This window comes from Mucilaginibacter sp. RCC_168, assembly GCF_041355315.1.
Lineage (GTDB): Bacteria > Bacteroidota > Bacteroidia > Sphingobacteriales > Sphingobacteriaceae > Mucilaginibacter.
This window is the reverse complement of the sequence record NZ_JBFUPN010000007.1, coordinates 231529-244715: the sequence shown is the minus strand read 5'-3', so window position 1 is coordinate 244715 and position 13187 is coordinate 231529. Positions and strand designations below refer to the sequence as shown.

The following is a 13187-nucleotide window of genomic DNA, read 5'->3' as shown; positions in this document are numbered from 1 at the left end:
AATTTTAAGCTCAGGCATGACATTCTCAGCTCACCACTCCCTGCTCACTACCGTTGAAGAAGCTGAAAAGCTGATACTGGCGCAATTAAGAGATTATGGTACCGAAAGCTTACCGTTTGAGCAAACTGTAGGTCGTGTACTGGCCGAAGCCATAAAAGCCGACCGTGACCTGCCTCCCTTTAACAGGGTTACGATGGACGGTATAGCTGTTAATTATCAGTCTATTATAAACCGCATCCTTACCTTTAATATCAAAGCAACCCAGGCAGCCGGTGATGAACCTGTTGCTATTACTCATCCGGAGGAATGTATTGAGATTATGACGGGTGCGGTATTGCCAGTTTCTGTAGATACGGTGATCCGCTATGAAGATGTGGAAATAAGCAATGGCCGGGCCTTGGTAAAAGTACAGGATATCAAAAAAGGGCAAAACCTGCACCTGCAAGGGGCAGATAAGAGAGAAGGGGATGTATTAGCATCTATAGGGCAAATAATCACACCTGCTATTATTGGTTTAGCTGCATCTGTAGGTAAAACACACTTGCTGGTGAAGAAATTACCCAGGGTGGTGATCATATCATCGGGCGATGAACTGGTGGCGGTTGACCAAACGCCCGCTCCATACCAGATCCGGAAATCAAACGGCTATACCATAAAAGCGGTATTGCAGGAGCAGGGACTGCAGCCAGACATGATCCATATCCCCGATGATCCCGAAATTACCCGTCAGCAAATACAGCATTGTCTGCAAAATTATGATGTATTATTGCTCAGTGGCGGTATATCTATGGGTAAGTTTGATTACATCCCCCAGGCGCTCGAAGATTCGGCCGTAAAAAAGATCTTTCATAAAGTGGCCCAGCGTCCCGGCAAACCTTTTTGGTTTGGTGTACATGCAAATGGGGCTCTTGTTTTTGCTTTTCCAGGTAATCCTGTAGCCACATTTATGTGTCTGCACAAATACTTTTTAAACTGGTTAAGGACTACTTTAAATTTGACAGAACAATCATCCGTTTATGCAGTTTTAGCTAAGGATTTTCAGTTCAAACCGCCCTTGCAATATTTTTTACAGGTAAAGCTGCAAAGCAACCCGCAAGGTAAACTGATGGCCTGGCCAATTGAAGGAAATGGTTCGGGTGATTTTGCTAACTTAGCAGATACCGACGCCTTTTTAGAATTGCCACTGGAGAGGACTGATTTTAAGGTCGGAGAAGCATTCAGGGTGTTAAGATTCTGAACAAGATTTCATGATTTTTCAGGATTATCATGATTGAACATAAGTAAAAAAATTCTGTTAATCTTAGTGTCCTTAAATCGTGTACAAATGTTAAGCCATTTAGATAAGCAAGGCAACCCGAATATGGTTGATGTAAGCGGGAAACAGGTTACTCTCCGGACTGCTACGGCGCGTAGTGTGGTTGTTTTGCCTGCTGAGGTATTGCAGCATTTAACCAATGGCGATCTGGTGAGTAAGAAAGGCCCGGTTTTTCAAACGGCTATTATAGCCGGCATTATGGCAGCCAAAAAAACCGGCGACCTGATACCACTTTGCCATCCCCTGGGTATGGATAACTGCAGCATCACTATACAGGTTAATGAACAACAGGAGATTGTGATAGATTGTACCGCCAGCATTACAGCTAAAACCGGTATCGAGATGGAGGCCCTGGTTGGCGCATCCATAGCAGCGCTTACCATTTATGATATGTGCAAGGCCATGAGCCATGATATTGTAATTAAAGAAACCAAACTGATAGCAAAAACAGGAGGTAAACGTGACTTTAAACGAGCATAAAAAACACGCTAAACTGGCCCGGCCAGCTTCGGGTAATTTCGGTCGTAATGAATGGTCTATTGTAGGCGGCCCATGTACGGTGATCAAACTGCTGGCCCATGATGTGATCGGGGCGCTATCTACAGTATATAAATGCGCCTATGCCGATACATCCCACAATGATGATATTACCCTGGTACCCGGCAGACTTACCAATGGGGCCATGTTGGATTATACCGATCAGATCAATTATCAGCAGTTTAATTTTCAAAACCCGGTTTGGCCTTATCAGCTTAAGCAGCAATTTGCCAATGCCGACCTGGTACTGGTAAACGGCAATCACCAGCTGGCCAAGGCACAGGTGGTGATCATCGATATCAACAAAAGGGCTTCATTACAAAAAAGGGTAGAGCAGTTAACCAACGTGCAGCTATTTTTACTGGCTGATAACAGCGATGAGATCTTCGATTTTATCCAGGAAGCTATCCCGCACTGGCAGGATATACCCGTTTACCGGCTATCAGACAGGGAACGGATCATCGGTTTTTTTGAAACCAGCCTGAAGTTATCGCGCCCGGTTTTAAACGGATTGGTATTGGCAGGCGGAAAAAGCGAGCGGATGGGCTTTGATAAAGGCAATGTGAACTGGCATGGCAAACCGCAACGCTTCCACATGGCTGATATGCTCAAATCTTTTTGCAATGAGGTTTTTATTTCCCGCCGGCCAGGGCAGCATAATAATGAAGCAGATGCAGAGTATCCGGTTTTGGAAGACACTTTTACCGGTCTTGGGCCATATGGCGCTATTCTTTCAGCCTTTCGCGAAAAACCGGATAATGCCTGGCTGGTTATTGCCTGCGACTTGCCATTGATGGATGAGGCTACCTTGCGTAATCTGGCTGCCTGGCGCAATAGTTCGGCAGTAGCTACAGCTTATCATAGCCCGGTGACCGATTTCCCGGAACCACTGGTTGCTATATGGGAGCCAAAAAGCTACCCGGTCTTATTGTCGTTTTTAGCGCAAGGGTATTCGTGTCCGCGCAAGGTGCTGATCAATAGCGAGATCAACCTGCTCAATGCGCCCGACCCCGAAGCATTAACCAATGTGAACACCCCTGATGAATTGGAAAAAGTAAAAAGGGTTCTTCACCAAAAAACAGCTACAAACTAATGACTCCTGATATTTTAAGATATAGTTGCCAAATGGCCCTGCCCGGTTTTAGCGAGCAGGCACAAATATTATTGCAGCAGGCCCGGGTATTGATAGTGGGTGCCGGCGGTCTCGGTTGCCCCGCAGCCCAGTATTTAACTTCGAGTGGGATAGGTACTTTAGGTATTGCTGATTATGATGTGGTGTCTGTTAGTAACCTGCACCGTCAAATACTGTACTCACCTGCAGATGTGGGACAAAATAAGGTAGTTGTTGCTATAAAACGTTTACAGGAACAAAACCCTGATGTAAAATTGGTCCCTCATACCGAAAAGATCAACTCTGATAATGTATTGAGCATTATACAGCATTATGATATTGTAATTGATGGCTCTGATAACTTTGAGACCCGCTATTTATTGAATGATGCCTGCGTAATGACCGGCAAACCCCTTGTTTACGGTGCTATTTACCAGTTTGAGGGGCAGGTAGCAGTTTGGAATGTGGTTTATGACGAAAATACCCGGTCGCCTAATTATCGTGACCTCTTTCCGAAGGTTGATCCTACCCAAATACCCAATTGCACCGAAGGCGGCGTAATACCTACGCTGGCCGGGATAATTGGTTGCATGCAGGCCAATGAAGTGATTAAATATATCACCAAAACCGGGGACTTGCTGGCAGGTAAAATATTGATATTTGACGCGCAAAGCATGCAAAGCCGCATCATTAAAATAGGCGCCACTTCAAAAACACCGGTGCGAAGCCTCGCTGCTACGATAGCTATTCCCCTAATATCGGCATTGGAATTAAAAGAACATATAGATGACGATTTCATCGACCTGGTAGATGTACGTACAGAACAGGAGCGCGACGCTTTTGATATCGGCGGTATCCATATCCCCATTGATGAACTGGAAGGTTACCTGGCTTACTTTACCGATCCCAAAGCCAAGGTACTTTATTGTGCAACCGGCAACCGGAGCGAGGAAGCTGTAAAATTGATCCTGAAACGCATCCCCGATGCTAATATTTTTTCGTTAGAAGGTGGTTTGAGAGCGTATTTGGAGAAGTAGTTTTTGATTTGGGAATTCGGATGTTCGATTTCGGATTTTGCTTTTTGTCTGAACCATGAATTTATTATTTCTCCCTCATGTCATTGCGAGGAGGAACGACGAAGCAATCTCGTAGCTATTCCTATTCATGAGAACGTGAGGAGATTGCCACGCTGCGCTCGCAAATGACATATTCTTTTAATATAAATCCGAAATCAAACATCAGAACTCGCAAATCTCAGGGATGTGCCGCTACCCAAACTTCACCATCCTCAAAAGCTTCTTTTTTCCAGATGGGTACGGTTTGCTTTAAGGTATCGATGATGTAGCGGCAAGCTTCAAAGGCAGCATCACGGTGAGCTGCGGAAACAGCGATGATCACAGGAATTTCGCCAACCTGTAAAGTGCCCGTACGGTGATGGATCAGTGCTTTTTGTACCGGCCATTTTTCAAAGGCCTGCCGGGCTATCTTTTCCATTTCGCTGATAGCCATAGGTTCATAGGCTTCAAAATCCAATTTCAATACAGCCTTGCCTTTGGTAGCATTGCGCACTGTTCCGATAAAAACGTCTATCCCGCCAGATTCGGGCGACATGATCCAATCGATACAAGCCTGAATGTTCAGCGTTTCGGCAGAAAGTACGATCTGTGTATTATTCATCGGGCAGCATTTTTATAAAATATTTTGGCGATTCCACGTAGCCCTGGCGTTCATAAAAGCGATGAGCGTCTACTCTGCGCGAATGACAGTGAACTTCTATCCGGTCGCATTTTCGCTCAGTAGCTAATTGAGTAAAATGCTCTTCGAGTGCATTCCCGATGCCTTTGTTGCGTGCGCCTTCATCAACAGCAAAACAGCTTATCCGGGCATAATCGCCACGGGTGGTCAGTTGTGGGATAAAATCAAAAGCGATGAAACCGGCAACATCACCATTCAGCTCATAAACCAATACGGTTGATAACGGCTGGCTGAGCATCACTTCCAGGTTCCTAAGTAAATAACTTTCAGCTCCTGGATAACCCAGTTGTTGCAATAGTTTAGATATTGCCGTATGATCAGCTAAAGTAGCTTTCCTGATAGCCATATTATGTGTTTGTGATTTAAGGATTAAAGGAGTAAGGAACAAAGACTTTTTACCAGCTCGTATTTTTATATTTCAATCCTTGCTCTCCCAATATCCTTGCTCTCCCAATATCTTTGCTCCAAAAATCCTTGCTCTAAGAAGTTATCCTCCACTTACCGGTGGTATAATGGCAATTTCGTCACGTTCATGTATGGTATCACCGGGCAGGGCATACTCGTTGTTCACGGCAACCATGTATGATGCCAGTTGTTTCAATCGCGGATATTGCTGTTCCAGCAGGTATTTTAAATTGTATATCGTGGCATCGTTTGTCAATTCAAGGCTAACCTGCGAATTTCCAAATATCTCTTTCGCCACACCAAATGCCAGCACATTAATCTTCATACTCAAAATTAGGGCAAAATAGTTAAGAAAGGAAATATGGAGAGCGGATTAGCGGAATAAAGGACATCGTCCTATTATAAAGTTAGTTTCTTAAAATAATTTATTCTTTAAAAATATCATAAAATGTTCCTACGACTTACCGCTATTTTTTTCAAATACTACGTGGAGTTGACCTTTTACCGGAGCAGGCACATTCGCTATATTCAGTTTATAATCAATGGTGAAATTTTTAATAGAATCAAAACTATCATATTGTAGAAATATCTTATCAAATGAGTTTTCCATATCATGCTTAAGAGATTTGCAGTAATAAGTAACCTCATAGCTGTTGGTTTTTTTTATGGTTGGAGCATCAAAATTAATCTTTGGCATAGAAGGATTAAAATTTAGTCTGGCGGCTAAATCTCCAGCAGAAAAACCATTGCTTTCTATGTCAAAATCATGCTTTGGCTTATATGGAGGCTCCGGTTCCCTTGGCTCTTTCATTCTTTTTTCTGACGCCACAAAGCCATCTGGTAGATGTATCCAAATATCTATGTCTTGTGCTGGGATATTTCCTTCATTAATAATCATGAACTTTAACTCTGTTGATAGAAATTTCTTTATAGCGTAATCATAATAAACAGCAAGATATCGCTCATAATCTCTATAATATTCTTCTACTTTAGAATTATAAGCAGCTTTCCTTTCATTACTTAATAGATTAGAATTAAATCTTGCAAAAATCTCTAAAGGTGTTTTACCTTTTTTCTCTTCCTTAATGATCATTAAAGGGGTGGCCTGTTTGATTTTGGCCATTTCAATAACACGAATATCCTCCCTTGACTTTAAATTTGTTTTTACTTCTACTTTTAGAACTTTTAACTTCCCTACAAAATAAAGATCCACATTAGGAGTTCTCTCTTTTAACTGAACATTCTCTTTTTTTAACCTCTCTATCATCTTTGCTTGCTCATCAAGGGATTCAACCAGACGCAAATCCTCGCCTAGTTGGATTGTTTGTATTCCAAATGTTTCTGATCTTGCTAATGCCATTAAATCATCGGTCATTAATAAAACTTCTTCACCATTATTTTTTGACTTATACTCCAAAATACTTGCTAAAAGACAATCATCTTGATGTTTGGGATCAAGGTTAAATTTTTTGAATGTCAGATTTCTTGGACGATCTTTTAAAATTTCTAATACAATTTGTCCTTGCTCTCCCTTCATAGATGCAATTAGTTTTCCTGCTATCATCCTTGAACGTTTTCCGATTTTTGCATTACTATTATTCTTATGCTTATCTAATTCATCAAGAATAATTGGAGGGAAAATTAATTTAAACTCACTATTTACAAAATTCGACCAAGGGAGTTCATCAAAAGTTTTAAAATGTAATAGAATATTTGTATCGATAAAGATTGAGTGCATGATTAATACAATTTACAAGCTGAAATTAAAAGATAAGGTAACAATTAATTAAGGAGTATAAAAATTGGATTTGATTTTTTGCCTATTTGTATTTATCTCTGTTATTTGCTCGCAATCTTTGCTCCAAAAATCCTTGCTCCTTGCTCTAAAAGTAAATTGTATATTTGATGTATGGCTGCCAATTCTACACATCATATCCGCGTTATTAAGGTAAATGCTGCTGAAATAGCTTCGGCTACCGATGCGCTGGCTATTGAGGAACCACTGGAGATCAGGCTGGAATATGGCCTTGAAGGTCAAAGGCAGGTGCAGAATATCTCGGTCACCATGCGCACTCCGGGGCACGATGCCGAGCTGGCAAACGGCTTTTTATTTACAGAAGGTATCATCAAAAAATCCGAAGATATCGCCAAAACAGAACATTGTTTTATTGCTTGTGCCGAAAATAAAGAGAATGTGATACAGGTAAGTTTGGCGCCCGGCGTTGTACCTCATCTGCCGAATACCGGGCGTAATTTTTATACTACCTCCAGCTGCGGAGTTTGCGGTAAAGGCTCTATCGATGCTATCCGTACTGTAAGCAGTTTTGCCGGTGAACCGGAAGATAATGACACCATCCAGGCCCCCGTTTTATACCAACTGCCCGTGATACTCCGCAAGCATCAGCGTGTATTTGATGATACCGGTGGGCTTCATGCCTCGGCCTTGTTTAGTGTCCAGGGCGAGTTGTTGCTTTTACGCGAGGATGTAGGCCGGCACAATGCTCTGGATAAGCTCATCGGCGCGGCGCTGAAATATAACTGGCTGCCGCTCAAACAAACCGTATTGCTGCTGAGCGGCCGGGCAAGTTTTGAACTGGTGCAAAAAGCAGCTATGGCGGGCATCAATATCATAGCTGCGGTGGGTGCGCCCTCAAGCCTGGCCGTAGAGTTGGCCAATGAATTTAACATCACCCTCATCGGTTTTTTACGCGATGAGCGTTTTAATGTATATACAGCGGCACACCGCATACAGATACCCCGTTATGAAACCATCATGAGTGCGGCTCACAAACCGGAATGAGTAAACCGGCGAAGGTTAGCTTCATTATCTTTAAAAAACAACTGCAGCACTCATGAGTACTATTAAAAAACAACTTATTAACGAATAATTACACAATGAAAATACGTATTAAGGGCAATTCATTAAGATACAGACTCACCCGTACAGATACCTCCAGGCTTGCCAAAGAAGGTCATCTGCTTGAGGTTGTTGATTTTGGCCCTAAGCAATTGTTTTATGCTTTGCAGGTGGTTGATGCCGAGCAACTATCGGCAACTTTTAAGGATGATACCATCACCGTTTACGTGCCTAAAAGACTGACCGAGGAATTTGTCGATACCGACAAAGTAGGTTTTGAAGGGATGCATGGCAACCTGCATCTGTTAGTGGAGAAAGATTTTACCTGTTTGGATAACGTGGCCGAAGATCAGAGCGATAATTATCCTAACCCCTTAGCGGCAAAAAAGAAATGAGCAAGGCATTGAAAGAACAGGGGCAGGCGGCAGCAGAAAATCCTGAAAAACTGCTTGATCTGAAGCTAACCAAGCAAAAGGAATGGGCAGCGGGTATCCCTGCGGTAAAAGTCGCCCTGGTTGATATTGTACAGGAAGCCGGCTTAGTACGGGGTATGGAAGGCTTGTTTAAAATGAATAAGAAGGACGGTTTCGACTGTTCTGGTTGTGCCTGGCCCGACCCGGATGACGACCGTTCGCCGGTTGCGGAATATTGCGAGAATGGCGCAAAGGCCCTGGCCGAGGAGGCGACTACCAAAAAACTGACTGCCGATTTCTTCGCCCAAAATTCCGTTTTCGATCTGGCAAAACTGAATGATTATGAGATAGGTAAAAAAGGACGTATTGCACAGCCTGTTTATCTACCCAAGGGAGCAACGCATTACCAACCCATCAGTTGGGACGAGGCCTTTAAAAAGATAGGCGATAAGCTCAACAGCCTGGCATCGCCCAATGAGGCGGCTTTTTATACCTCCGGGCGTACCAGTAACGAGGCATCTTTTACCTACCAGTTGTTTGTGCGTGAGTATGGTACCAATAACCTGCCCGATTGTTCCAACATGTGTCATGAATCAAGTGGCGTGGCTCTTACCGAAACCATAGGAATTGGCAAGGGAACCGTTACGCTGGATGATTTTTATGATACCGATGTGATCATTATTATGGGGCAAAATCCGGGCACCAATCACCCGAGGATGCTCTCCGCTTTGCAAAAAGGCAAGGCCAGAGGAGCAAAGATCATCGCCATAAATCCGCTGCACGAGGCCGGGTTGATGGGTTTTAAAAATCCGCAAACCGTTAAAGGCATCCTGGGTATCGATTCGCACCTGGCCGACCTTTACCTGCAGGTAAAAATAAACGGCGATATGGCTTTATTGAAAGCTATTGAAAAACTGCTGTATCAAGCCGAATTGGAAAATCCGGGCAGGGTGTTTGATCATGAATTTATTAAAAACAGCACAGACGGATACGAGGCTTTTCTGGCCAATTTAAACCGATACACTATGGATGAACTGGCCCAAGAGGCTGGGGTGCCTTTGGCCCAGATTGAACAGGCTGCCGAAATGCTCAAACATAAAAGCCGCATTATTGTGTGCTGGGCCATGGGTATTACCCAGCATAAAAACGGGGTAGATACCATTAAGGAAATTGTTAACCTCACCGCTTTAAAAGGCGCCGTAGGCAAACCCGGTGCCGGCTTATGTCCGGTGAGGGGCCACAGTAATGTACAGGGCAACCGCACCATGCTGATATTTGATAAGCCATCTCCCAAACAACTGGATAAACTGAAAGAGGTTTTTGGCATTGAGCCGCCGCGCGAACATGGTTATGATGTAGTGGAATCGATACAGGCAATGCATGAGGGTAAGCTGAAAGTGTTTTTTGCTATGGGAGGTAATTTCCTTTCGGCTACGCCGGATACGGTTTATACTGCCGATGCTATGCGCAAGCTCGAAATGTCGGTACATGTATCCACCAAGCTCAACCGCAGTCATCTGGTGCATGGCCAGGAGGCTTTGATTCTGCCAACACTCGCGCGCAGCGATAAGGATGAGATCAATGGCGAGGCTCAGTTTATCACCTGCGAAAATTCGATGGGGGTGGTGCAAATGTCAAAAGGGATGCTGAAACCAATCTCAAACAATCTGATGAATGAGAACCAGATAGTTTGTAACCTGGCCAAAGCCACTTTGGGCGATCGTTCGGTGGTTAATTGGGATAAATATGCCATGAGCTACGATGCTGTGCGCGATGATATTGCCCGTGTGATCCCCGGTTTTGAAGATTATAATCAACGGGTTCGCATTCCGGCCGGTTTTTACCTGCCTAATGCTCCACGTACAGGTAAATTTGAAAATAAGCTCAACGGTACTAAAATAGGCTTTGCTATAACCGAACTGCCCAAACATGATATAGCTCCCGATGAGTACCGCATGGGTACTATCCGCAGTCACGACCAGTTTAATACCACTTTATACGGCCTTGACGACAGGTACCGTGGCATCCATAATGAGCGCCGTGTAATATTCATGAATGAGCAGGACATGCGTAAGGCCGGCTTTAAATCGGGCGAAAAGGTTGATCTGTTTAATTATTATGGTGGTGTAGAGCGTGTGGCACGCCTGTTTGTGGTAGTGCCTTACAACATCCCCCAAGGAAATACAGCTACCTATTACCCCGAAGCCAATGTACTGATACCGATAGACAGCGTTGCCGAGAAAAGCAACACGCCTACCTCAAAACTGGTTTTTATCAAGATTAAAAAGCATGAAGAGGTTGAAAAATAAGATACCTGTTTAATTTCAGTGCGAATAATTATATTGCTTCAACATTTCAAATCTAAAACTTAAAGCAATATAACCATGAAAACAGACCTGTATACCAAAATTGTATTAACCATTATCGCGGTTGCTTTAACCATAAACCTGCTGAAAGGAAGCGCGACCCCTGCACAAGCAGATGGCAGGCATTACGTTAGCGTACCCCTTAACGCAGATGGCAGCTTGAACGTCACTATAAAAAACACACAGGATGTAATGAAAGTAAGTATCAGTGATATTGCACCTTACGCGTTCAGGAATGTAACACCTTTGGAGGTTAAAGTGAGGAACTAACAGTTACCAGTCACTACGGTAAGGCTTTGCGAGACACATAAATCACGGCGGGAGTATTACTCTCATTGAAAATGAACATATCTTTTTCCTTATCGTAAACACCACCGGAAGCAGCTACATATAGGCGGTCGTTACTATCCATATACAAATTTTCGATCCGGAGTTTGAACGGAAAATCGAATGTATTGCCATCCCGGAGTATAGTTGTAGGTCCATGGGTATAAGCATTGCTGTTGGCAGAAACGGGCTTGGTATTATATTTTAGCTCGTAGGTAACTTTGTTTTGTGCCGATTGAACAACACCAATGGGTTTAGTGATTTGCTGTGCCCGTTGGTAATCTAAATAACGGTTCCAGGTTTTGCCCATATCAAGAGTATAAAATTGCACTACCGAAGCCTTCAGGGTACCTTCCAGTTCCAGACCACCGGTAAGTAATAACGACATTACAGTATCTTTATTGGTGTATAGTCCTTGTATAGGGCCGTTAAAGTTTTTTGATTCCTGCCAGGTTTTGCCTTTATCGGTAGTAAAATAGGCTTTGGTGTAGGTGGTAACCAATAAAGTATCATCAATATTACCGGCAATTGCGTAGGCTGTGTTACCATGGGGTATCTCCAGTTTGATCCAGTTGGGATCTTCCTGATTGGTTATAACAGGCGATTTATCCTTTTTGCAGGAAGTAATAATAAAAGAAATAGTGGTGATGATAAGGATTAATTTTTTCATAAGCAGGGTTTATAAATAATAATACCATATTAAGATTAGTAATATGGTATTATTGGTATGACCCGCAATTTATAATTTGGTTTAATAAGAAAAAAATTAATCGGCCAGTTTTAATCGCCATGTGGCACGCACGCGCCCTACCCAGCGCATATTTTCCAATTGTTCCTGGGTAGCGTTTGCCAACAAATATTTTAATGAGCTGGAGTTTTGGTGCTCGGCTTCTGCTTCCTTGTCGATAACGAATCCTTCAGCCTTAAAAAAAGCCTCAGCTTCTTCAAAACTATTGAATTTGTTTTCTTCAATGCGGTGCTCCTTGAAAAACTCCTGTAGTTTATCGTTCATTTTAAGCTCCGGAAAACGGTTTGGGGATTTAACATAAATATCGGCTGTGATCCAGTAACCGCCCCGTTGTTGGAGTACTTTGCGGATGTTGTGGCATAACTTCCGTTTTTCGTCCATATCCAGGTAAACCAGCAAGCCTTCATTTATAATAAGTACTTCACCTCCGGGAAAATGACCGGCTATGGTAGTAAAAGCGGCTTCATCCAGCGCATTGAGGGCTAAAGTTTCCAGTTCGCCATGAGGTACGATATCATGAGGCAATAGATCGTCCAATAGATTTAGTTTGGTTGCAATTACGTCCGGCAGATCGGTATCAATGTAATAAACCGCCTTATTCAATACCGAGCTTAATCCCCGGAACGAAAATCCGGAAGAAATCTCCAATATATTTTGAATAGGCAGACCGGCCAGTAATTGGTTAATACTCTTATACCGCGATTCAAAGTGCAGCACACGTGCCCAAAAGGCGAGATCTTTAATATTAAAATTCGGCTGGTAATGATCAGGCCGGCTGATCAGTTTTGCTGATTCCAGTGCGAAAGGAATATCCGTAAAGCCTTTCAGTAATAATAATGACCGTGCCGAAGGGCTGATACTGCTATAATCGCGATCTTTTGAAAGTGGTTCTTCCTGGTTCATAGTTGAATAGATTGATCACTAATGTCATCCTGGTTTATCCAAATATCGCTATATCAAAACAAATGCGGTATATGAAACCTTTTAAAATAAAGAAAATATTATGTCATTTGATCAATATCACGAACCAGCCAACGAGCTATCCGCCGAAACCAGAACTTTTGCGCGGATGATCGTATCCTTAACCGAAGAGGCGGAAGCCATCAATTGGTATGAGCAGCGCATATCTGTTGAAACTGATGAGGCAGCAAAAGCCATTATGCAAAACGCCCAACAGGAAGAGTTTAAACATTTTGGCATGGATCTGGAATTTCTGCTGCGCAAAAAGCCGGTTTGGCGTACCACGCTTCAAGCTATCTTATTTCAAAAAGGCGATATTGTAAAGCTGGGTACCAAAGGCGAAGAGGCGGCTGAGTAGTAATATAGTAATAAGGAGCTGAGGATAATTAATCG

Annotated in this window: 15 protein-coding genes; 9 read left to right on the top strand and 6 right to left on the bottom strand. The window is 43.1% G+C overall.

All coding sequences use genetic code 11. The features are described from left to right. Window positions 1–16 precede the first annotated feature (16 nt). The 4 genes from AB6735_RS08645 (at window position 17) to AB6735_RS08630 (ending at window position 4000) form a co-directional block, all read left to right on the top strand. Window positions 17–1237, top strand: coding sequence for a molybdopterin molybdotransferase MoeA (locus AB6735_RS08645; protein WP_370995529.1), 1221 nt, complete (start codon window positions 17–19; stop codon window positions 1235–1237). Between the two features lie 87 nt (window positions 1238–1324). Then, window positions 1325–1795: a cyclic pyranopterin monophosphate synthase MoaC gene (gene moaC / locus AB6735_RS08640; RefSeq protein WP_370995528.1), complete on the top strand. Its 471-nt coding sequence runs from the start codon at window positions 1325–1327 to the stop codon at window positions 1793–1795. Further along, a complete protein-coding gene (locus AB6735_RS08635) occupies window positions 1776–2945 on the top strand; it encodes an NTP transferase domain-containing protein (protein ID WP_370995527.1) in 1170 nt (389 codons plus the stop codon). Before moaC ends, AB6735_RS08635 begins: the two co-directional genes overlap by 20 nt. Beyond that, a complete protein-coding gene (locus tag AB6735_RS08630; protein WP_370995526.1) occupies window positions 2945–4000 on the top strand; it encodes a ThiF family adenylyltransferase in 1056 nt (351 codons plus the stop codon). Before AB6735_RS08635 ends, AB6735_RS08630 begins: the two co-directional genes overlap by 1 nt. A gap of 217 nt (window positions 4001–4217) precedes the next feature. Here AB6735_RS08630 and AB6735_RS08625 read toward each other — a convergent pair whose 3' ends face one another. From AB6735_RS08625 to AB6735_RS08610, 4 genes are all read right to left on the bottom strand, one after another. After that, a complete protein-coding gene (locus AB6735_RS08625; protein WP_370995525.1) occupies window positions 4218–4640 on the bottom strand; it encodes a molybdenum cofactor biosynthesis protein MoaE in 423 nt (140 codons plus the stop codon). After that, on the bottom strand, window positions 4633–5064 hold the full coding sequence (locus AB6735_RS08620) for a GNAT family N-acetyltransferase (RefSeq protein ID WP_370995524.1): 432 nt from the start codon (window positions 5062–5064) through the stop codon (window positions 4633–4635). Before AB6735_RS08620 ends, AB6735_RS08625 begins: the two co-directional genes overlap by 8 nt. A gap of 141 nt (window positions 5065–5205) precedes the next feature. Then, entirely contained in the window at window positions 5206–5448 is a 243-nt protein-coding gene (locus AB6735_RS08615) for a MoaD/ThiS family protein (protein ID WP_076373395.1), read from the bottom strand. 129 nt (window positions 5449–5577) lie between these two features. Next, window positions 5578–6861 (bottom strand): PIN domain-containing protein, encoded by a 1284-nt coding sequence (locus AB6735_RS08610; protein WP_370995523.1) that lies wholly within the window; start codon window positions 6859–6861, stop codon window positions 5578–5580. Between the two features lie 171 nt (window positions 6862–7032). On the opposite strand from AB6735_RS08610, the gene fdhD reads away from it, so the two are divergent. The 4 genes from fdhD (at window position 7033) to AB6735_RS08590 (ending at window position 11029) form a co-directional block, all read left to right on the top strand. Then, window positions 7033–7923 (top strand): formate dehydrogenase accessory sulfurtransferase FdhD, encoded by an 891-nt coding sequence (gene fdhD / locus AB6735_RS08605; protein WP_370995522.1) that lies wholly within the window; start codon window positions 7033–7035, stop codon window positions 7921–7923. A 95-nt stretch (window positions 7924–8018) separates the two neighbouring features. Further along, a complete protein-coding gene (locus AB6735_RS08600; protein ID WP_370995521.1) occupies window positions 8019–8375 on the top strand; it encodes a hypothetical protein in 357 nt (118 codons plus the stop codon). Continuing rightward, complete coding sequence (locus AB6735_RS08595; protein ID WP_370995520.1) at window positions 8372–10702, top strand: FdhF/YdeP family oxidoreductase; 2331 nt, start codon at window positions 8372–8374, stop codon at window positions 10700–10702. The genes AB6735_RS08600 and AB6735_RS08595 overlap by 4 nt, the downstream gene beginning before the upstream one ends. Before the next feature lie 75 nt (window positions 10703–10777). Next, complete coding sequence (locus tag AB6735_RS08590; protein ID WP_370995519.1) at window positions 10778–11029, top strand: hypothetical protein; 252 nt, start codon at window positions 10778–10780, stop codon at window positions 11027–11029. 13 nt (window positions 11030–11042) lie between these two features. On the opposite strand, the gene AB6735_RS08585 is transcribed toward AB6735_RS08590, so the two are convergent. Next, entirely contained in the window at window positions 11043–11756 is a 714-nt protein-coding gene (locus AB6735_RS08585) for a hypothetical protein (RefSeq protein ID WP_370995518.1), read from the bottom strand. Between the two features lie 96 nt (window positions 11757–11852). Further along, complete coding sequence (locus AB6735_RS08580) at window positions 11853–12737, bottom strand: hypothetical protein (protein ID WP_370995517.1); 885 nt, start codon at window positions 12735–12737, stop codon at window positions 11853–11855. A gap of 100 nt (window positions 12738–12837) precedes the next feature. Here AB6735_RS08580 and AB6735_RS08575 point away from each other — a divergent pair, with 100 nt between their 5' ends. Continuing rightward, window positions 12838–13152, top strand: coding sequence for a hypothetical protein (locus AB6735_RS08575; protein WP_370995516.1), 315 nt, complete (start codon window positions 12838–12840; stop codon window positions 13150–13152). The last annotated feature ends 35 nt before the right edge of the window (window positions 13153–13187 follow it).

Bases quoted from the DNA above. Each gene is read 5' to 3' on its own strand.
- AB6735_RS08645 (WP_370995529.1), top strand. From the start codon at position 17: ATGACATTCTCAGCTCACCACTCCCTGCTCACTACCGTTGAAGAAGCT.
- moaC (WP_370995528.1), top strand. From the start codon at position 1,325: ATGTTAAGCCATTTAGATAAGCAAGGCAACCCGAATATGGTTGATGTA.
- AB6735_RS08630 (WP_370995526.1), top strand. From the start codon at position 2,945: ATGACTCCTGATATTTTAAGATATAGTTGCCAAATGGCCCTGCCCGGT.
- AB6735_RS08625 (WP_370995525.1), bottom strand. From the start codon at position 4,640: ATGAATAATACACAGATCGTACTTTCTGCCGAAACGCTGAACATTCAG.
- AB6735_RS08620 (WP_370995524.1), bottom strand. From the start codon at position 5,064: ATGGCTATCAGGAAAGCTACTTTAGCTGATCATACGGCAATATCTAAA.
- AB6735_RS08615 (WP_076373395.1), bottom strand. From the start codon at position 5,448: ATGAAGATTAATGTGCTGGCATTTGGTGTGGCGAAAGAGATATTTGGA.
- AB6735_RS08610 (WP_370995523.1), bottom strand. From the start codon at position 6,861: ATGCACTCAATCTTTATCGATACAAATATTCTATTACATTTTAAAACT.
- fdhD (WP_370995522.1), top strand. From the start codon at position 7,033: ATGGCTGCCAATTCTACACATCATATCCGCGTTATTAAGGTAAATGCT.
- AB6735_RS08600 (WP_370995521.1), top strand. From the start codon at position 8,019: ATGAAAATACGTATTAAGGGCAATTCATTAAGATACAGACTCACCCGT.
- AB6735_RS08595 (WP_370995520.1), top strand. From the start codon at position 8,372: ATGAGCAAGGCATTGAAAGAACAGGGGCAGGCGGCAGCAGAAAATCCT.
- AB6735_RS08590 (WP_370995519.1), top strand. From the start codon at position 10,778: ATGAAAACAGACCTGTATACCAAAATTGTATTAACCATTATCGCGGTT.
- AB6735_RS08585 (WP_370995518.1), bottom strand. From the start codon at position 11,756: ATGAAAAAATTAATCCTTATCATCACCACTATTTCTTTTATTATTACT.
- AB6735_RS08580 (WP_370995517.1), bottom strand. From the start codon at position 12,737: ATGAACCAGGAAGAACCACTTTCAAAAGATCGCGATTATAGCAGTATC.
- AB6735_RS08575 (WP_370995516.1), top strand. From the start codon at position 12,838: ATGTCATTTGATCAATATCACGAACCAGCCAACGAGCTATCCGCCGAA.